The 18,929-nt window shown below is 53.5% G+C and carries 16 protein-coding genes, 2 tRNA genes and 2 rRNA genes; 11 read left to right on the top strand and 9 right to left on the bottom strand.

Translation table 11 applies throughout. The annotated features are described in order from the left end of the window. Nucleotides 1-51: 51 nt before the first annotated feature. From K7H21_RS22935 to tilS, 3 genes are all read left to right on the top strand, one after another. On the top strand, nt 52-2,190 hold the full coding sequence (locus tag K7H21_RS22935; RefSeq protein WP_049123085.1) for a lysine decarboxylase LdcC: 2,139 nt from the start codon (nt 52-54) through the stop codon (nt 2,188-2,190). A gap of 62 nt (nt 2,191-2,252) precedes the next feature. Then, nucleotides 2,253-2,642 (top strand): VOC family protein, encoded by a 390-nt coding sequence (locus tag K7H21_RS22930; protein WP_223035389.1) that lies wholly within the window; start codon nt 2,253-2,255, stop codon nt 2,640-2,642. Between the two features lie 69 nt (nt 2,643-2,711). Continuing rightward, a complete protein-coding gene (gene tilS, locus K7H21_RS22925) occupies nt 2,712-4,013 on the top strand; it encodes a tRNA lysidine(34) synthetase TilS (RefSeq protein WP_223035910.1) in 1,302 nt (433 codons plus the stop codon). 15 nt (nt 4,014-4,028) lie between these two features. Here tilS and rof read toward each other — a convergent pair whose 3' ends face one another. Together rof and K7H21_RS22915 are read right to left on the bottom strand one after the other, a co-directional pair. Next, entirely contained in the window at nt 4,029-4,289 is a 261-nt protein-coding gene (gene rof / locus K7H21_RS22920; RefSeq protein WP_004129134.1) for a Rho-binding antiterminator, read from the bottom strand. Then, complete coding sequence (locus K7H21_RS22915; protein WP_004098778.1) at nt 4,276-4,476, bottom strand: YaeP family protein; 201 nt, start codon at nt 4,474-4,476, stop codon at nt 4,276-4,278. Before K7H21_RS22915 ends, rof begins: the two co-directional genes overlap by 14 nt. A 196-nt stretch (nt 4,477-4,672) precedes the next feature. On the opposite strand from K7H21_RS22915, the gene K7H21_RS22910 reads away from it, so the two are divergent. Genes K7H21_RS22910 through nlpE form a run of 3 tightly spaced genes read left to right on the top strand, consistent with a single transcriptional unit; the run spans nt 4,673 to nt 6,371 of the window. After that, nucleotides 4,673-5,218 carry a YaeQ family protein gene (locus K7H21_RS22910; RefSeq protein WP_049114295.1) on the top strand — a complete coding sequence of 182 codons (546 nt, stop codon included), beginning with the start codon at nt 4,673-4,675 and terminating at the stop codon, nt 5,216-5,218. Further along, complete coding sequence (gene arfB / locus K7H21_RS22905) at nt 5,215-5,628, top strand: alternative ribosome rescue aminoacyl-tRNA hydrolase ArfB (RefSeq protein WP_004129138.1); 414 nt, start codon at nt 5,215-5,217, stop codon at nt 5,626-5,628. Before K7H21_RS22910 ends, arfB begins: the two co-directional genes overlap by 4 nt. 41 nt (nt 5,629-5,669) lie before the next feature. Next, nucleotides 5,670-6,371 (top strand): envelope stress response activation lipoprotein NlpE, encoded by a 702-nt coding sequence (nlpE, locus tag K7H21_RS22900; protein ID WP_004129140.1) that lies wholly within the window; start codon nt 5,670-5,672, stop codon nt 6,369-6,371. On the opposite strand, the gene K7H21_RS22895 is transcribed toward nlpE, so the two are convergent. From K7H21_RS22895 to metN, 7 genes are all read right to left on the bottom strand, one after another. Then, a complete protein-coding gene (locus K7H21_RS22895) occupies nt 6,372-7,193 on the bottom strand; it encodes a YaeF family permuted papain-like enzyme (RefSeq protein WP_004129142.1) in 822 nt (273 codons plus the stop codon). Nucleotides 7,194-7,244: 51 nt separating this feature from the next. Continuing rightward, nucleotides 7,245-8,963, bottom strand: coding sequence for a proline--tRNA ligase (gene proS / locus K7H21_RS22890; RefSeq protein WP_004129145.1), 1,719 nt, complete (start codon nt 8,961-8,963; stop codon nt 7,245-7,247). Nucleotides 8,964-9,073: 110 nt separating this feature from the next. Continuing rightward, complete coding sequence (gene tsaA / locus K7H21_RS22885; protein WP_004129147.1) at nt 9,074-9,781, bottom strand: tRNA (N6-threonylcarbamoyladenosine(37)-N6)-methyltransferase TrmO; 708 nt, start codon at nt 9,779-9,781, stop codon at nt 9,074-9,076. After that, entirely contained in the window at nt 9,778-10,185 is a 408-nt protein-coding gene (rcsF, locus tag K7H21_RS22880; RefSeq protein ID WP_004098790.1) for an Rcs stress response system protein RcsF, read from the bottom strand. Before rcsF ends, tsaA begins: the two co-directional genes overlap by 4 nt. 108 nt (nt 10,186-10,293) lie before the next feature. Then, nucleotides 10,294-11,109, bottom strand: coding sequence for a methionine ABC transporter substrate-binding lipoprotein MetQ (gene metQ / locus K7H21_RS22875; RefSeq protein WP_004098791.1), 816 nt, complete (start codon nt 11,107-11,109; stop codon nt 10,294-10,296). A 39-nt stretch (nt 11,110-11,148) separates the two neighbouring features. Next, the gene (locus K7H21_RS22870; RefSeq protein WP_004129148.1) at nt 11,149-11,802 is read right to left on the bottom strand and encodes a methionine ABC transporter permease MetI; all 654 of its coding nucleotides are present in this window, start codon (nt 11,800-11,802) and stop codon (nt 11,149-11,151) included. Continuing rightward, nucleotides 11,795-12,826, bottom strand: coding sequence for a methionine ABC transporter ATP-binding protein MetN (gene metN, locus K7H21_RS22865; RefSeq protein ID WP_004129149.1), 1,032 nt, complete (start codon nt 12,824-12,826; stop codon nt 11,795-11,797). The genes K7H21_RS22870 and metN overlap by 8 nt, the downstream gene beginning before the upstream one ends. Nucleotides 12,827-13,014: 188 nt before the next feature. Between metN and gmhB the strand changes: the two genes are divergently transcribed. From gmhB to K7H21_RS22840, 5 genes are all read left to right on the top strand, one after another. After that, on the top strand, nt 13,015-13,581 hold the full coding sequence (gene gmhB, locus K7H21_RS22860) for a D-glycero-beta-D-manno-heptose 1,7-bisphosphate 7-phosphatase (RefSeq protein ID WP_004129150.1): 567 nt from the start codon (nt 13,015-13,017) through the stop codon (nt 13,579-13,581). A gap of 371 nt (nt 13,582-13,952) precedes the next feature. Next, nucleotides 13,953-15,492: ribosomal RNA gene (locus K7H21_RS22855) — 16S ribosomal RNA — on the top strand. A 72-nt stretch (nt 15,493-15,564) separates the two neighbouring features. Then, a tRNA-Ile gene (locus K7H21_RS22850) sits at nt 15,565-15,641 on the top strand. Nucleotides 15,642-15,749: 108 nt separating this feature from the next. Next, nucleotides 15,750-15,825, top strand: a tRNA-Ala gene (locus K7H21_RS22845). Nucleotides 15,826-16,003: 178 nt separating this feature from the next. Next, nucleotides 16,004-18,909 (top strand): 23S ribosomal RNA (locus K7H21_RS22840). Together the 16S and 23S rRNA genes with 2 tRNA genes alongside form the textbook arrangement of a ribosomal RNA operon. Nucleotides 18,910-18,929 lie beyond the last annotated feature (20 nt).

Genomic DNA, 18,929 nt, shown 5'->3' with positions numbered 1-18,929 from the left:
CGCTGGCGGGGTGCTATTATGCTTTCCTTAGGTAAATTCCAGGAGGAAAGCGTGAATATCATTGCGATCATGGGGCCCCACGGCGTCTATTATAAAGACGAACCGATCAAAGAACTGGAAGCCGCCCTGCAACGGCAAGGCTTCCAGACCATCTGGCCGCAAAATAGCGCCGATCTTTTGCAATTTATCGAGCATAATCCGCGGATCTGTGGAGTTATTTTCGACTGGGATGAATACAGCGTTGACCTGTGCAGTGATATTAATCGCTTAAACGAATACCTGCCGCTTTACGCATTTATCAACGCCCATTCGACGATGGACGTCAGCAGTCAGGACCTGCGCATGACGCTATGGTTCTTTGAATACGCGCTGGGGCTGGCGGAAGAGATCGCTACCCGCATCGGTCAATACACCCGCGAATACCTCGATAATATTACCCCGCCGTTTACCAAAGCCTTGTTCAACTATGTGCAGGAGGGAAAATATACCTTCTGTACCCCCGGGCATATGGGCGGCTCGGCTTATCAAAAAAGCCCGGTGGGCTGTCTGTTTTACGATTTCTTTGGCGGGAATACCTTAAAGGCCGACGTCTCTATATCCGTGACGGAACTGGGGTCGTTGCTCGATCATAGCGGCCCGCATCTGGAAGCTGAAGAGTATATTGCCCGCGCATTCGGCGCCGAACAGAGCTATATGGTAACCAACGGGACCTCGACGTCGAATAAGATTGTCGGGATGTATTCCGCCCCGGCGGGCAGCACCCTGCTTATCGATCGCAACTGCCATAAATCGCTGGCCCATTTACTGATGATGAGCGATGTGGTGCCGCTGTGGCTAAAACCGACGCGCAATGCGCTGGGGATCCTCGGCGGTATACCCAAGCGCGAATTTACCCGCGACAGTATTCAGCAAAAGGTGAATGCGACAGGCGGCGCCGGGTGGCCTGTGCATGCGGTGATCACTAACTCTACCTATGACGGGCTGCTGTATAACACCACCTGGATAAAAGAGACTCTCGACGTGCCGTCAATCCACTTTGATTCCGCATGGGTGCCCTATACCCATTTTCATCCGATCTATCAGGGCAAAAGCGGGATGAGCGGCGATCGCGTTCCGGGGAAAGTGATCTTTGAAACGCAGTCGACGCATAAAATGCTGGCCGCGCTATCCCAGGCTTCGCTGATTCATATTAAAGGCAGCTATGATGAAGATACCTTCAATGAAGCCTTTATGATGCACACCTCGACGTCCCCCAGCTACCCGATCGTTGCCTCCATCGAAACGGCTGCCGCGATGCTGCGCGGCAATTCCGGCAGGCGGCTGATTCAGCGTTCGATTGAACGGGCGCTGGATTTTCGTAAAGAGGTGCAGCGGTTACGCGAAGAGTCTGACGGCTGGTTCTTTGATATCTGGCAGCCGGAAGAGGTGGGGGAAGCGCAGTGCTGGCCGGTATCGCCGGGTGAACCGTGGCATGGCTTTCAGGATGCCGATGACGACCATATGTTCCTCGATCCGGTGAAAGTGACCATTCTGACCCCCGGTATGGACGAACAGGGCAACATGGATAGCGAAGGCATTCCGGCCGCGCTGGTGGCGAAGTTTCTGGATGAGCGCGGTGTGGTGGTTGAGAAAACCGGGCCCTACAATCTGCTGTTCCTTTTCAGTATCGGCATTGATAAAACCCGAGCGATGGGTCTGCTGCGCGGGTTAACCGAATTCAAACGCGCTTACGATCTCAATTTACGGGTGAAAAATATGCTGCCGGATCTGTATGCCGAAGATCCGGATTTTTACCGCAACATGCGCATTCAGGATCTGGCGCAGGGTATCCATCGCCTGATTCGCCAGCACCAGCTCTCGCAGCTGATGCTGAGCGCCTTTGACGTTCTGCCGGAGATGAAAATGACGCCACATCAGGCCTGGCAGCGGCAGATTAAAGGCGAAGTGGAAACCATCGAACTGGAGAATCTGGTCGGGCGTATTTCAGCGAATATGATCTTACCGTACCCGCCGGGCGTGCCGCTGCTGATGCCCGGCGAGATGATCGTCGAGGAGAGCCGGGCGGTGCTCGATTTTCTGTTAATGCTGTGCTCTATCGGCCGCCACTATCCGGGCTTCGAAACCGATATCCACGGCGCGAAACGCGATGAAGATGGCGTGTACTGGGTTCGAGTCTTAAAAAATGACTAAGCGCTTGCGCAATAACGAACTGAACGAGTAACGTTGTTGGCTTCAACGGGAGGAGTTTGAGCATGCTGGGTTTAAAACGGGTTCATCATATCGCCATCATTGCGACGGATTATGCAAAGAGTAAAGCGTTCTACTGCGACATTCTGGGGTTCACCCTGCAGGGCGAGTTTTACCGCGCAGAGCGTGATTCATGGAAGGGCGATCTGGCGCTGAATGGCGAATATGTTATTGAACTGTTTTCTTTCCCGTTTCCCCCTGCGCGCCCGAGCCGCCCCGAAGCCTGCGGGTTACGCCATCTGGCATTTAGCGTCGACGATGTTGATGCCGCCGTTATCCATCTTGAGGCGCACGGCGTAACTTGTGAAGGCGTTCGTATCGACCCCTTCACCGGTAAGCGGTTCACCTTTTTTAACGATCCGGACGGTCTACCGCTGGAGATTTATCAGCAGTAATTCTTGTCAGAGCGTGTTCTGCCGGGTAACGTGCCGGACACGCTTTCCTCAGTTAGTGCTCTCATGATGATGATCCCAAATATCGCGCAAACGCTCCGTCCGCATCGCCAGTTTTTGGTGGCCTTTAGCGGCGGCCTGGATTCGAGCGTGCTCTTATATCGCCTGGTTCGCTGGCGCGAACAGGATCCCACCGTTCAGCTGCGGGCGATGCATATTCACCACGGACTCAGCGCGAACGCTGACGATTGGGTGGCGCACTGCCGGAAAATATGTCAGCAGTGGCAGGTGCCGCTTTTGGTTGAACGGGTAGTCCTCGCCGATGAGGGGCTGGGGATTGAGGCCCATGCGCGTCAGGCGCGCTATCAGGCTTTCCGTTCGGCGCTGCTGCCCGGCGAAGCGCTGGTGACCGCGCAGCATCTTGACGACCAGTGTGAAACCTTCCTGCTGGCGCTTAAGCGGGGGAGCGGTCCCACCGGGCTCTCGGCAATGGCCGGCGAGTCCGATTTTGCCGGAACGAAACTGCTGCGTCCGTTGCTTAACGAAAGTCGCGACTCTCTGCACCGGTGGGCGATAGCCCATCAGCTCAGTTGGATTGAAGACGAAAGTAACCAGGACGATGCCTACGATCGCAATTTTCTCCGCCTGCGGATTGTTCCGCTGCTTAACGCCCGCTGGCCGCACTTTGCCGAGGCCGTGGCGCGCAGCGCCAGCCTGTGTGGCGAACAGGAACGGCTGCTGGATGAAATGCTGGCAGCGGAGCTGGCAACGCTGGTGACTGAGGATGGCGCGTTGGCTATCGAACCGTTGACGGCCATGAGCGCGCCGCGTCGGGCCGCGCTGCTGCGCCGTTGGCTGGCTGGACTCAATGCGCCAATGCCTTCGCGCGAGGTGCCTGAGCGTATCTGGCGTGAAGTGGCGATGGCGCGCGAGGACGCGTTTCCCTGTCTGCGTCTTGGTCAATTTACCGTCCGTCGCTTCCAGCAGCGGCTGTACTGGGTGAAATATCTCCCCGGCCAGAGCGAGACGGTACTGGCGTGGCCCGATATCGCTAAGCCGCTGCCGTTACCCGACGGCCTCGGTGAACTGAGGCTCCTGCCCTGCGGCCCGTTACGCAGCCCGCGCCAGGATGAAGCGGTAACTATTCGCTTTCGCGCCAGCGGTCATCTTCATATCGTCGGTCGCCACGGTGGCCGCAAGCTGAAGAAAATCTGGCAGGAGCTGAACGTGGCTCCCTGGCGGCGCGATACCACGCCGCTGCTGTTTTACGGCGAAACGCTAATCGCCGCAGCCGATGGTCTGTTTATTACCGTCGATGGGAAAGTTCAGGAAGGTGAAGGCGTGCAGTTGTTATGGATGAAAACGGGCGGCTAAGCCACCCGTTTTGCTTCAGGACTCGCTGACCACTACCGTACCGATTTCCGGATGGCTGAAGCTGGCGATTTTATCCAGGCGTACCTCGCGAACGTCGCCGGCGAGCTCCACGACCAGATACTCGATATTTTTGCGCGAGATAAGATCGTTGGCCTTCGCTTGCAGCTGTTCGCCATCTTTGAGCTCCAGCGCCAGGACCAGATGGTGCTGACAGGCAAGTTCGAGGTTGTCATAATCATCGCAATTGATGGGTTGATAAGTATCATTCATTGACATAATCGCTCACCAGTAAGTTTGCCGCCGCATATGCGGCCTTTTCCCTGACTGACTCAGCAAGGGCCTGATCCGCCGCAACCTCATTCAATACTTTCAACACGCAACCTAGCGCATCCGGTATATACCCAAGGTCCCCGCTGGCTATTTCCGCATACCGCTTGCGTATTAACTCACAATATTTGTCCACATGCCCTCCTGTCAGCGTTCTGACTTAACCGTGGGATGTAAGTTTAAGCCTACGAAGATAAACTCTGTTTAGCAAGGTGACTATACCATAGTCATTTAAGCAATATCAGCAGGATGAAATGGGATCCTGCGATTGCTGACAGCCTTTTGCCGCCAGTTTCGCTACAATGTACGCCATTTTTATCAGGAGTTTCCTCATGGCGCTGAAAGCGACGATTTATAAAGCGACGGTGAACGTGGCCGACCTGGACCGCAACCAGTTTCTGGATGTCAGTTTGACCCTTGCGCAGCATCCGTCAGAAACCCAGGAGCGTATGATGCTGCGCCTGCTGGCGTGGATTAAATACGCCGACGAACGTCTGCAGTTTACCCGCGGCTTGTCTTCTGATGATGAAGCTGAACTCTGGCTGCTAAACGATCATCTGGGCGTTGATCTATGGATAGAACTGGGGCTGCCGGACGAGCGGCGGATTAAAAAAGCCTGCTCGCGAGCGCAAGAGGTCGCGCTGTTTGCCTATAATAGTCGGGCGGCAGAAATCTGGTGGCAGCAGAATAAAAGTAAAATGGCACAGTTTTCAAAGTTGACCGTATGGTATTTAGATGATACTCAGCTGGCGCAGCTCAGTGCTTTTGCCGATCGGACGATGTCGCTACAGGCGACTATTCAGGACGGCGGAATTTGGTTATCTGACGCTAAGAATAATCTGGAAATTCATTTAACGGCCTGGCAAACATCCTCATGATTACGATTAGCCGCAGCGTGACGATTGCGGATGATGAGGTTTCACTTTCCGGGATACGCGCGCAGGGGGCGGGCGGCCAGCACGTTAATAAAGCATCGACGGCTATTCATTTACGTTTTGATATTAAAGCATCGAGCCTGCCTGAGTTTTATAAGGAACGCCTGCTGACTTCCAGCCATCACTTAATTTCTGCCGATGGTGTGGTTATCATTAAGGCTCAAGAATATCGCAGCCAGGAGATGAATCGTGAAGCGGCGATTGCGCGCCTGGTTGCCTTAATACAAGAATTAACCGCAGTACAGAAAAGTCGTCGGGAGACGCGACCGACCAGAGCGTCGAAAGAGCGCCGGCTTGCCTCAAAGGCGCAAAAATCTTCAGTTAAAGCGCTGCGTGGAAAAGTTCGCCATTAAGGGTATGGCGAACCGGTGGAATGGATGATAAGGAATTTACAGTGAAGAAAATCGTGTTTTCAGTGGTGGCGGCCTGTTCGCTTTTTGCCTTATTCGGCTGCAACCATCGTGCGGAGATGGACACGCTACAACCGACACCGATGGAAGAGCTAAAGCCGATGCAGCAGAGCTGGCGCGGCGTGCTGCCGTGCGCCGACTGCGAAGGTATCGAAACCTCACTCTTTCTTGAGAAAGACGGCACCTGGGTGATGAATGAGCGATATCAGGGCGTCAGGCGCGAGCCCTCCTCTTTTGCTTCATACGGTACCTGGGCGCGCACGGCCGATAAGCTGGTGCTGACCGACAGCAAAGGCGAGAAATCTTACTATCGGGCGAAAGGCGACAAGCTGGAAATGCTCGATCGCGACGGTAATCCCATCGAGTCAACGCTGAACTATACGCTGGAGTCCGTCAAAGCCAGCCTGCCCATCACGCCGATGGCGATGCGCGGCATGTACTTCTATATGGCTGATGCCGCGACCTTTACCGATTGCGCAACCGGCAAGCGAGTGGCAGTTACGAATAACGCGCAGCTCGAGCGTGATTATGCCGCAGCGCGCGGAACGGATACTCGCCCGGTGCTGCTGGTGGTCGAGGGGCACTTTACGCTGGAAGCGAACCCGGATTCGGGAGCACCGATTAAAGTTCTGGCGGTGGATTCACCGGGCAAGTTTTATCAAAAAGAAGACTGCAATTCTCGTTAGTTAATTGAGTCCTACGAGACGGCTTGTCTTGATATAAATTCCCAATTTAAGATGCCCGATATACTGCAATTGTGTTTCGGGCGTAAAGTTTGCCACGTCCCCCTCACGCATATGAAGCAGGTCTGATGGGCTAATCCAGCCCGGTTGAGCCAGGGTCAGCGGGTGTCCGGCCTTCGCGAAGGCATCGCTGACAAACTCAGAACAAAACCACATTTTTTTGTCCCCGGAAACGGCATCGCTAAGCTGAGCTTTGGCCAGACCATTCACGCACTGCTGGCGGAAGTCTTTCGAGAAGGGATTCAGGGAGCAGAGCTGTTTGGTTACCATAAAGGGTACAAATTCAATGATGCCGCGATAGTTATAGCCGCTGTTTCTGTTTTTATAGGCGAAATGTTTAATGCCTGCGGCCTGTTGCGGCGTGAGGTCAGGCGCTCTTAGGGCAAACAGCTTATCGCTGTGCTGCATCGCTTGCTGAAGAGAAACAATCTGCACCCCGGCGCCAGTTGCCTCCGCAACCTGGTTATCACCGATATAGATAGCGACATGGCTAACGGAGGATGTGCTAAATGCACGAATCCCCAGGGACGTCACGCCAATGCTGGAAGAGAAAAGGAGATCGCCGGGGAGCAGGTCTTGTGCGTTAATTTCAGCCAGCGTGGTATTAGCCACTGAGCTCTGGCGCTGAAATTTAACCGCCCATTGCTGCGATGGTGGCTTAATAGCGGAAGCGGAAGGCGTGGATCGGCTGACGTCTAGCGTGCAGGCCGAAAGTAAGAACAATGCGGGAAAAAGCAGGACATGATTTGCCCGTCGTTTAGCCATGATTACAATCCTTGTAAAAAAGAGGCTCTGAAACCAGAGCCTCTTTTGGCGTTAAGCTTTAATTTGTTGTACCAGGTAATTCACGATATCACCGGTTTTAATCAACTGCTTCTCGCCGCTGCGACGATATTTATATTCGATATCGTCGTTGTCGAGGTTACGGTCGCCCAGCACGATGGTGTGCGGAATACCGATAAGCTCCATATCGGCGAACATTACGCCCGGACGCTCTTTACGGTCGTCCATCAGCACGTCGATACCCAACGCGGTTAGCTCAGCATACAGCTTCTCGGCCAGCTCTTGTACGCGGTAGGATTTATGCATGTTCATCGGCAGAATCGCAACCTGGAACGGGGCGATAGCTTCCGGCCACAGGATCCCGCGATCGTCAAAGTTCTGCTCAATGGCTGCCGCCACCACGCGAGTCACCCCGATACCGTAGCAACCCATCGTCAGGATCTGGTTACGGCCATCTTCACCCTGGACGGAGGCTTTCATCGCTTCAGAGTATTTGGTACCCAGCTGGAAGATGTGGCCCACTTCGATACCGCGTTTAATCAGCAGCGTGCCTTTGCCGTCCGGGCTCGGGTCGCCCGCTACCACGTTACGGATATCAGCCACTTCAGGGGTCGCGACATCGCGATCCCAGTTGATGCCGAAGTAGTGTTTACCATCGATGTTCGCGCCTGCGGCAAAATCGCTCATTGCGGCAACGGTACGGTCAATAATCACCGGAATCGGCATGTTAACCGGGCCCAGAGAACCGGGACCCGCCTGCACCAGCGCGCGGATCTCTTCTTCGGTGGCGAAGGTCAGCGGGCTGGCGACCTGCGGCAGTTTTTCCGCTTTCACTTCATTCAACTCATGATCACCGCGAACCAGCAGGGCAATCAGCGGAGACTTGCTGTCTTCTACCGCTTTTACCAGCAGGGTTTTCACCGTTTTCTCAATCGGCAGATTGAACTGCTCAACCAGCTCGGCGATGGTTTTGGCGTTCGGCGTATCGACCAGGGTCATTTCCTGAGTAGCGGCAGCGCGCGGCTCTTTCGGCGCAACGGCTTCGGCGAACTCGATGTTGGCTGCGTAGTCGGAAGAGTCAGAGAAGATCACGTCATCTTCGCCGCTCTGCGCCAGCACCTGGAATTCGTGGGATGCACTACCGCCGATAGAACCAGTGTCAGCCTGTACCGCGCGGAAATCCAGGCCCATACGGCTGAAAATTTTGCTGTACGCGGCGTACATCGCATCGTAGGTTTCCTGCAGAGATTCCTGAGAGGTATGGAAAGAGTAAGCATCTTTCATCAGGAATTCACGGGAACGCATCACGCCGAAACGCGGGCGCACTTCGTCACGGAATTTGGTCTGAATCTGATAGAAGTTCAGCGGCAGCTGTTTGTAGGAGCTCAGCTCGTTACGAATCAGGTCGGTGATCACTTCTTCATGAGTCGGGCCGAGCACGAATGGACGTTCGCCACGGTCAGCAATACGCAGCAGTTCCGGGCCGTACTGTTCCCAACGACCACTCTCTTGCCACAGCTCAGAGGGCTGAACTACCGGCATTAACACCTCGATTGCACCGGCGTTGTTCATCTCTTCACGCACGATGTTCTCGACTTTTTTCAGGACGCGCACGCCGGTCGGCAGCCAGGTATATAACCCGGAGGCCAGCTTGCGGATCATCCCGGCGCGCAGCATCAGCTGATGGCTGATAACCTCGGCGTCGGCAGGTGTCTCCTTCAGAGTGGAGAGCAGGTATTGGCTAGTACGCATGTTGTTACGGTTCCATTTGGACGATCGATACAGGCTGGAAGCCAGCCTGACACAAAAAAGTGGTTTAGTTTACCAGTGTGGCAAAGATGCCAAAAGAGAGGAAAATAAAATTAGCGTGGTTCGAGAGAAAAGACTTCAAAACCGGACGAAATCACCCGCCAGCGCACGTTAAAATCCAGCAGCCAGACGGCATAGGTCTTTCCCGGGTTTTCTTCTTTACGATATGCCGGCCGCGGATCTTGTGCCAGAACTTCGCTAATAAACGCCTTAAGGCGGGGATAGCGGTTTTCCAGAGCGAAAAGCTGGGCTTCGGTTTCCGGCGTGAAGCTTACCGCCACTTCTGCCTGCGGCGCCTGCTGAGCGTAGCTCGCGCTGGCTTCCGGCAGCGCTTCGGCAAAGGGCAGGTAAGGTTTGATGTCGACTACCGGCGTACCGTCCACCAGGTCAAGACTGCCTAACTCAAGAACGACGCGCTCTTTCTGGCAGTGAATACCCTTTAGCTCGACCAGCGACATACCGATTGGATTAGGACGAAAGGTAGAGCGGGTGGCGAAAACACCCATCCGCGCGTTGCCGCCGAGGCGGGGAGGGCGTACGGTCGGGCGCCAGCCGCCTTCCATGGTCTGATGAAACACAAACAGGACCCACAGATGGCTGAAGTTTTCCAGGCCGCGTACGGCCTCGGCCTGGTTATAAGGAGGCAGAAGATGTAATTCGCCGCCGCCGTTTTTAACCAGCCCAGGCTGGCGGGGAACGGCAAATTTTTCTTTATAGGGCGAGCGAATAACGCCTATCTGCGCAAACTGAAAATCACTCATTGCGCCGTAACGTTAAGCGCTGAACCAAGGCAGACGGCCTGGCGGTAGCAGCCCGGAGTTCCGCTGGTGACTTCGCAGCGGTGCAGCAGCACGGCATTGGCTTTCATTTTTGCAGCGTTAATCTGCATACGCTTGCGGGCCGTCGGGATATTGGGTGGAGAGTCTTGATTCGAGGCCTGGCAGGATTCACCGGTGACTTCGCCGAGTTCGCGGAAAGGTTTACCCACCAATTCTGTTGCATCGGTATAGATTCTTACCGGGGCCGGACGCGTCGCTTTCGGTTTTGCCGGTTCCGATTTGGCAGGCGGGGTTACGGTGCTTTGTACAGGCTCGACGGGAGATCTGCTTAGCATAGAACAACCGCTTAACATGAGTGCTAACAAACAGACCGGTAAAGCACGCATAGTATTTCCTCAATAAATAATAAAACAGGGCGCTATTGAATCAGGTGCTTGCATAAATGACAAGACGGGCATAAAGCCCGTCCTGAATGATATTACGCTGAGAAAAGATTACCAGCCTTTCACTGCACCGCCGTTAAAGATTTTGTTAGCCGCTTCGTAAACTTCGTCACTCTGGTAAGCTTGAACAAATTTCTTAACATTTTCCGCATCTTTATTGTCTTCGCGAGCGACAATCAGGTTCACGTACGGAGACTCTTTACCTTCCACGAAAATACCGTCTTTTGCCGGCGTTAAGCCAATCTGGCTGGCATAGGTGGTATTGATAACCGCCAGAGCGATTTGCGCATCATCCAGAGAGCGCGGCAGCTGCGGGGCTTCCAGCTCAACAATTTTCAGGTTTTTCGGGTTTTCAATAATATCCAGAGAGGTTGGCAGCAGACCAACGCCTTCTTTCAGTTTGATCAGGCCAACCTGCTGCAGCAGCAGCAGAGAGCGGCCAAGGTTGGTGGGATCGTTAGGAATCGCGACCTGGGAGCCCGGCTGCAGTTCGTCCAGCGATTTGATTTTTTTCGAATAACCCGCAATCGGGTAAACAAAAGAGTTACCTACGGAAACCAGCTTGTAGCCGCGGTCTTTGATTTGCTGGTCAAGATACGGTTTATGCTGGAAGGCGTTAACGTCGATATCGCCTTTGCTCAGCGCTTCGTTCGGCAGAACGTAGTCGTTGAAGGTTACCAGTTCGACATCAAGGCCGTATTTTTCTTTTGCTACTTTCTGCGCGACTTCCGCAACCTGCTGCTCCGCACCGACGATAACGCCGACTTTAATATGGTTAGGATCTTTTTCGTCCTGACCGCAACCCACCAGAGCCAGAGAACCGATTAACGCGCCGACTGCCGCAAAGGTTTTGAAATTAAAGGCCATGTTATTTCCTTCCTGTAAGATTCTGTATTGTGTGTAATGTTATTTGTGAGTCACAGCCCGGACGATACGATCGCCAGAGAATTGAATTAAGTACACCAGAATAACCAGCAGCACCAGTACGGTATTCATTACCGTTGCATTGTAGCCGATATAACCGTACTGATAGCCAATCTGCCCGAGACCACCGGCACCCACCGCGCCGCCCATCGCGGAATAGCCGACCAGCGTAATGAGGGTAATGGTCGCCGCGTTCACCAGACCCGGCAGCGCTTCCGGCAGCAGGACCTTACGCACAATCTGCATCGGCGTTGCGCCCATGGCGCGGGATGCTTCGATAAGGCCGGTGGGGATCTCCAGCAGGGCGTTTTCAACCATTCGGGCGATAAAAGGCGCTGCGCCGACCGTTAGCGGAACAATTGCCGCCTGCAGGCCGATGGATGTCCCTACGATGACGCGGGTAAAGGGGATCATCCAGACCAGCAAGATAATAAAAGGAATCGAGCGGAAAATATTCACCACCGCCGAAAGCGTGCGGTAGAGTTTTGCATTAGCGGCAATTTGCCCCGGTCGGGTGACGTAGAGCAGAACCCCGACCGGCAGGCCGAGAACAAAACCGAAGAAGCCGGAGACGAAAGTCATGGCCAGCGTTTCCCATACGCCGCGAACCAGCAGCCAAATCATTGGTTCAGACATACCCCAGTACCTCTACTTTTACATGGTGTTCCTGTAGCCAGGCGATCGCGGCCTGGGTATCTTCCTGCGTGCCGTGCATCTCGGTCAGCATAATGCCGAACTTCACGCCACCCGCGTAATCCATCTGCGCGCTAATAATGTTGTTGTTTACATTAAAGCGACGGGCAGTTTCAGAAAGCAGCGGGGCATCAACGGAGTGGCCCGTGAACTCCATGCGCAGCATGGGTACGCTATCGGGAAGAGCCTCAGACTTCAGACGCGCCTGATAATCATCCGGGATATCCAGGTGCAGCGTTGACTGTATAAACTGTTGCGCCAATGGAGTTTTGGGATGAGAAAAGACCTCGCTCACCGTATCCTGTTCAATCAATTGACCGTTGCTGATCACGGCAACGCAATCACAGATCCGTTTGACAACATCCATTTCGTGGGTAATCAGCAAAATCGTCAGGCCCAGACGACGGTTGATATCTTTCAGCAGTTCCAGAATCGAACGCGTGGTAGCCGGATCCAGAGCGCTGGTGGCTTCGTCGCAGAGCAGGACTTTTGGATTGCTTGCCAGCGCACGGGCGATGGCGACGCGCTGTTTTTGACCGCCGGAGAGGTTTGCCGGATAGCTATCGTGCTTATCCCCCAGGCCGACGAGATCGAGAAGCTCGGTAACCCGGCGTTTAATTTCTTCCTTCGGAGTATTGTCGAGCTCAAGCGGCAATGCCACATTACCGAATACGGTACGGGAGGCTAGCAGGTTAAAGTGCTGGAATATCATGCCGATCTGTCGACGCGCGCGCGTCAACTCTTTTTCGGACAGCGCCGTTAGCTCCTGACCGCCCACCTGTACGCTGCCCTGAGTTGGACGTTCAAGCAGGTTAACGCAGCGGATTAACGTACTTTTACCCGCGCCCGAAGCGCCGATGACGCCATAAATTTGCCCGGCGGGAACATGCAGGCTGACATCGTTCAGCGCCTGTATGCTGCGATTTCCCTGCTGGAACACTTTGGTAATCTTCGAAAGTTTAATCATCAGTTATTTATTATCGTTTAGCCGTTTGCCGTGGCATTTTCTTCTGCCGTGTCCAGGCGATGCCTGTCAATGAAATGGATGTTAAGGCATCCAGACGTCTAAATCAATCTGACTCTGTATAATGAGCACTTTCTTGCGTCGGGAAACATGCGATACTACGCGCATTAGCCTTTATCAGGAGCAGACCGGTGGCAATATCAGTACCCGCAATTTTTCTTGACCGTGATGGCACGATTAATGTCGATCACGGCTACGTCCATGAAATCGACAACTTTGAATTTATCGATGGCGTTATTGACGCAATGCGTCAATTAAAGGAGATGGGCTACGCGCTGGTGGTGGTGACCAACCAGTCCGGCATCGCCCGCGGTAAGTTTACTGAAGAGCAGTTTGAAACGCTGACCGAGTGGATGGACTGGTCGCTGGCCGATCGCGGCGTTGACCTGGATGGCATCTATTATTGTCCGCACCACCCGCAGGGAACCGTCGAAGAGTTTCGCCAGACCTGCGACTGCCGTAAGCCCCACCCGGGTATGCTGATCTCGGCGCGTGACTATCTGCATATTGATATGGCTGCTTCCTATATGGTCGGCGATAAAGTCGAAGATATGCAGGCAGCTTTGGCTGCCAATGTCGGCATGAAAGTATTAGTGCGTACCGGCAAGCCAGTCACTCCTGAAGCGGAAAGCGCCGCGGATTGGGTGCTTAATAGCCTGGCGGACCTGCCGGATGCTATCAAAAAGCAGCGAAAATAAGCGTTATGTATAAAAGATGAGCGGTTGAAATAAAATTGTATTTTACCGCTTGTCAGCGCCGAATAACTCCCTATAATGCGCTCCCACTGACACGGCAGATGTGAATCACTTCACACAAACAGCCCGGTCGGTTGAAGAGAAAAAATCCTGAAATAACGGGTTGACTCTGAAAGAGGAAAGCGTAATATACGCCACCTCGCAACGGTGAGCGAAAGCCGCGTTGCACTGCTCTTTAACAATTTATCAGACAATCTGTGTGGGCACTCAAAGTGACATGGATTCTTAACGTCCTCGGACGAAAAATGAATACCAAGTCTCAAAGAGTGAACACGTAATTCATTACGAAGTTTAATTCTACGAGCATCAAACTTAAATTGAAGAGTTTGATCATGGCTCAGATTGAACGCTGGCGGCAGGCCTAACACATGCAAGTCGAACGGTAGCACAGAGAGCTTGCTCTCGGGTGACGAGTGGCGGACGGGTGAGTAATGTCTGGGAAACTGCCTGATGGAGGGGGATAACTACTGGAAACGGTAGCTAATACCGCATAACGTCGCAAGACCAAAGAGGGGGACCTTCGGGCCTCTTGCCATCAGATGTGCCCAGATGGGATTAGCTAGTAGGTGGGGTAACGGCTCACCTAGGCGACGATCCCTAGCTGGTCTGAGAGGATGACCAGCCACACTGGAACTGAGACACGGTCCAGACTCCTACGGGAGGCAGCAGTGGGGAATATTGCACAATGGGCGCAAGCCTGATGCAGCCATGCCGCGTGTATGAAGAAGGCCTTCGGGTTGTAAAGTACTTTCAGCGGGGAGGAAGGCGATAAGGTTAATAACCTTGTCGATTGACGTTACCCGCAGAAGAAGCACCGGCTAACTCCGTGCCAGCAGCCGCGGTAATACGGAGGGTGCAAGCGTTAATCGGAATTACTGGGCGTAAAGCGCACGCAGGCGGTCTGTCAAGTCGGATGTGAAATCCCCGGGCTCAACCTGGGAACTGCATTCGAAACTGGCAGGCTGGAGTCTTGTAGAGGGGGGTAGAATTCCAGGTGTAGCGGTGAAATGCGTAGAGATCTGGAGGAATACCGGTGGCGAAGGCGGCCCCCTGGACAAAGACTGACGCTCAGGTGCGAAAGCGTGGGGAGCAAACAGGATTAGATACCCTGGTAGTCCACGCTGTAAACGATGTCGACTTGGAGGTTGTTCCCTTGAGGAGTGGCTTCCGGAGCTAACGCGTTAAGTCGACCGCCTGGGGAGTACGGCCGCAAGGTTAAAACTCAAATGAATTGACGGGGGCCCGCACAAGCGGTGGAGCATGTGGTTTAATTCGATGCAACGCGAAGAACCTTACCTACTCTTGACATCCAGAGAACTTAGCAGAGATGCTTTGGTGCCTTCGGGAACTCTGAGACAGGTGCTGCATGGCTGTCGTCAGCTCGTGTTGTGAAATGTTGGGTTAAGTCCCGCAACGAGCGCAACCCTTATCCTTTGTTGCCAGCGATTCGGTCGGGAACTCAAAGGAGACTGCCAGTGATAAACTGGAGGAAGGTGGGGATGACGTCAAGTCATCATGGCCCTTACGAGTAGGGCTACACACGTGCTACAATGGCATATACAAAGAGAAGCGACCTCGCGAGAGCAAGCGGACCTCATAAAGTATGTCGTAGTCCGGATTGGAGTCTGCAACTCGACTCCATGAAGTCGGAATCGCTAGTAATCGTGGATCAGAATGCCACGGTGAATACGTTCCCGGGCCTTGTACACACCGCCCGTCACACCATGGGAGTGGGTTGCAAAAGAAGTAGGTAGCTTAACCTTCGGGAGGGCGCTTACCACTTTGTGATTCATGACTGGGGTGAAGTCGTAACAAGGTAACCGTAGGGGAACCTGCGGTTGGATCACCTCCTTACCTTAAAGAACCTGCCTTTGTAGTGTCCACACAGATTGTCTGATGAAAAATAAGCAGTAAGAAAATCTCTGCAGGCTTGTAGCTCAGGTGGTTAGAGCGCACCCCTGATAAGGGTGAGGTCGGTGGTTCAAGTCCACTCAGGCCTACCAAATTTCTGCTGATGCTGCGTTGCGGCGACACTCACATACTTTAAGTATGCTTCGTGTCACCCCGCCTTGCCTCAACAGGAATTAAGGTTGATGAGATTTAACTACGATGGGGCTATAGCTCAGCTGGGAGAGCGCCTGCTTTGCACGCAGGAGGTCTGCGGTTCGATCCCGCATAGCTCCACCATCTTTACTGCACACCACAAGAAAACTTCAGAGTGTACCTGAAAAGGTTCACTGCGAAGTTTTGCTCTTTAAAAATCTGGATCAAGCTGAAAATTGAAACGACACACATGTTATGTGTGTTCGAGTCTCTCAAATTTTCGCGACACGATGATGTTTTACGAAACATCTTCGGGTTGTGAGGTTAAGCGACTAAGCGTACACGGTGGATGCCCTGGCAGTCAGAGGCGATGAAGGACGTGCTAATCTGCGAAAAGCGTCGGTAAGGTGATATGAACCGTTACAGCCGGCGATGTCCGAATGGGGAAACCCAGTGCAATTCGTTGCACTATCGTTTGATGAATACATAGTCAAACGAGGCGAACCGGGGGAACTGAAACATCTAAGTACCCCGAGGAAAAGAAATCAACCGAGATTCCCCCAGTAGCGGCGAGCGAACGGGGAGCAGCCCGGAGTCTGAATCAGCTTGTGTGTTAGTGGAAGCGTCTGGAAAGTCGCAGGGTACAGGGTGATACTCCCGTACACTAAAACACACAGGCTGTGAACTCGAAGAGTAGGGCGGGACACGTGGTATCCTGTCTGAATATGGGGGGACCATCCTCCAAGGCTAAATACTCCTGACTGACCGATAGTGAACCAGTACCGTGAGGGAAAGGCGAAAAGAACCCCGGCGAGGGGAGTGAAAAAGAACCTGAAACCGTGTACGTACAAGCAGTAGGAGCCCACTTGTTGGGTGACTGCGTACCTTTTGTATAATGGGTCAGCGACTTATATTCTGTAGCAAGGTTAACCGTATAGGGGAGCCGCAGGGAAACCGAGTCTTAACTGGGCGTTAAGTTGCAGGGTATAGACCCGAAACCCGGTGATCTAGCCATGGGCAGGTTGAAGGTTGGGTAACACTAACTGGAGGACCGAACCGACTAATGTTGAAAAATTAGCGGATGACTTGTGGCTGGGGGTGAAAGGCCAATCAAACCGGGAGATAGCTGGTTCTCCCCGAAAGCTATTTAGGTAGCGCCTCGTGAATTCATCTTCGGGGGTAGAGCACTGTTTCGGCTAGGGGGTCATCCCGACTTACCAACCCGATGCAAACTACGAATACCGAAGAATGTTATCACGGGAGACACACGGCGGGTGCTAACGTCCGTCGTGAAGAGGGAAACAACCCAGACCGCCAGCTAAGGTCCCAAAGTCATGGTTAAGTGGGAAACGATGTGGGAAGGCCCAGACAGCCAGGATGTTGGCTTAGAAGCAGCCATCATTTAAAGAAAGCGTAATAGCTCACTGGTCGAGTCGGCCTGCGCGGAAGATGTAACGGGGCTAAACCATGCACCGAAGCTGCGGCAGCGACACTATGTGTTGTTGGGTAGGGGAGCGTTCTGTAAGCCGTTGAAGGTGGCCTGTGAAGGTTGCTGGAGGTATCAGAAGTGCGAATGCTGACATAAGTAACGATAATGCGGGTGAAAAACCCGCACGCCGGAAGACCAAGGGTTCCTGTCCAACGTTAATCGGGGCAGGGTGAGTCGACCCCTAAGGCGAGGCCGAAAGGCGTAGTCGATGGGAAACAGGTTAATATTCCTGTACTTGGTGTTACTGCGAAGGGGGGACGGAGAAGGCTATGTTGGCCGGGCGACGGTTGTCCCGGTTTAAGCGTGTAGGTGTGTGTTCCAGGTAAATCCGGTTCACTTTAACACTGAGGCGTGATGACGAGGCACTACGGTGCTGAAGTGACAAATGCCCTGCTTCCAGGAAAAGCCTCTAAGCATCAGGTAACATCAAATCGTACCCCAAACCGACACAGGTGGTCAGGTAGAGAATACCAAGGCGCTTGAGAGAACTCGGGTGAAGGAACTAGGCAAAATGGTGCCGTAACTTCGGGAGAAGGCACGCTGATATGTAGGTGAAGTGGTTTACCCATGGAGCTGAAATCAGTCGAAGATACCAGCTGGCTGCAACTGTTTATTAAAAACACAGCACTGTGCAAACACGAAAGTGGACGTATACGGTGTGACGCCTGCCCGGTGCCGGAAGGTTAATTGATGGGGTTATCCGTAAGGAGAAGCTCTTGATCGAAGCCCCGGTAAACGGCGGCCGTAACTATAACGGTCCTAAGGTAGCGAAATTCCTTGTCGGGTAAGTTCCGACCTGCACGAATGGCGTAATGATGGCCAGGCTGTCTCCACCCGAGACTCAGTGAAATTGAACTCGCTGTGAAGATGCAGTGTACCCGCGGCAAGACGGAAAGACCCCGTGAACCTTTACTATAGCTTGACACTGAACACTGGTCCTTGATGTGTAGGATAGGTGGGAGGCTTTGAAGCGTGGACGCCAGTCTGCGTGGAGCCATCCTTGAAATACCACCCTTTAATGGCTGGTGTTCTAACGTGGGCCCCTAATCGGGGTTGCGGACAGTGTCTGGTGGGTAGTTTGACTGGGGCGGTCTCCTCCTAAAGAGTAACGGAGGAGCACGAAGGTCAGCTAATCCTGGTCGGACATCAGGAGGTTAGTGCAATGGCATAAGCTGGCTTGACTGCGAGCGTGACGGCGCGAGCAGGTGCGAAAGCAGGTCATAGTGATCCGGTGGTTCTGAATGGAAGGGCCATCGCTCAACGGATAAAAGGTACTCCGGGGATAACAGGCTGATACCGCCCAAGAGTTCATATCGACGGCGGTGTTTGGCACCTCGATGTCGGCTCATCACATCCTGGGGCTGAAGTAGGTCCCAAGGGTATGGCTGTTCGCCATTTAAAGTGGTACGCGAGCTGGGTTTAGAACGTCGTGAGACAGTTCGGTCCCTATCTGCCGTGGGCGCTGGAGAATTGAGGGGGGCTGCTCCTAGTACGAGAGGACCGGAGTGGACGCATCACTGGTGTTCGGGTTGTCATGCCAATGGCATTGCCCGGTAGCTAAATGCGGAAGAGATAAGTGCTGAAAGCATCTAAGTACGAAACTTGCCCCGAGATGAGTTCTCCCTGACCCTTTAAGGGTCCTGAAGGAACGTTGAAGACGACGACGTTGATAGGCCGGGTGTGTAAGCGCAGCGATGCGTTGAGCTAACCGGTACTAATGAACCGTGAGGCTTAACCTTACAACGCCGAAGATGTTTTG

Source organism: Klebsiella sp. CTHL.F3a (assembly GCF_019890895.1).
Classification (GTDB): Bacteria; Pseudomonadota; Gammaproteobacteria; order Enterobacterales; family Enterobacteriaceae; genus Klebsiella; species Klebsiella grimontii.
This window is presented reverse-complemented; position numbering and strand designations above follow the sequence as displayed.

What these genes read in the sequence shown, in the direction of transcription:
- K7H21_RS22895 (WP_004129142.1), bottom strand. Translation starts at nt 7,193, where the DNA reads ATGGCTAAACGACGGGCAAATCATGTCCTGCTTTTTCCCGCATTGTTC.
- arfB (WP_004129138.1), top strand. Translation starts at nt 5,215, where the DNA reads ATGATTACGATTAGCCGCAGCGTGACGATTGCGGATGATGAGGTTTCA.
- K7H21_RS22870 (WP_004129148.1), bottom strand. Translation starts at nt 11,802, where the DNA reads ATGTCTGAACCAATGATTTGGCTGCTGGTTCGCGGCGTATGGGAAACG.
- K7H21_RS22930 (WP_223035389.1), top strand. Translation starts at nt 2,253, where the DNA reads ATGCTGGGTTTAAAACGGGTTCATCATATCGCCATCATTGCGACGGAT.
- metN (WP_004129149.1), bottom strand. Translation starts at nt 12,826, where the DNA reads ATGATTAAACTTTCGAAGATTACCAAAGTGTTCCAGCAGGGAAATCGC.
- tilS (WP_223035910.1), top strand. Translation starts at nt 2,712, where the DNA reads ATGATCCCAAATATCGCGCAAACGCTCCGTCCGCATCGCCAGTTTTTG.
- metQ (WP_004098791.1), bottom strand. Translation starts at nt 11,109, where the DNA reads ATGGCCTTTAATTTCAAAACCTTTGCGGCAGTCGGCGCGTTAATCGGT.
- K7H21_RS22910 (WP_049114295.1), top strand. Translation starts at nt 4,673, where the DNA reads ATGGCGCTGAAAGCGACGATTTATAAAGCGACGGTGAACGTGGCCGAC.
- proS (WP_004129145.1), bottom strand. Translation starts at nt 8,963, where the DNA reads ATGCGTACTAGCCAATACCTGCTCTCCACTCTGAAGGAGACACCTGCC.
- rcsF (WP_004098790.1), bottom strand. Translation starts at nt 10,185, where the DNA reads ATGCGTGCTTTACCGGTCTGTTTGTTAGCACTCATGTTAAGCGGTTGT.
- rof (WP_004129134.1), bottom strand. Translation starts at nt 4,289, where the DNA reads ATGTCAATGAATGATACTTATCAACCCATCAATTGCGATGATTATGAC.
- tsaA (WP_004129147.1), bottom strand. Translation starts at nt 9,781, where the DNA reads ATGAGTGATTTTCAGTTTGCGCAGATAGGCGTTATTCGCTCGCCCTAT.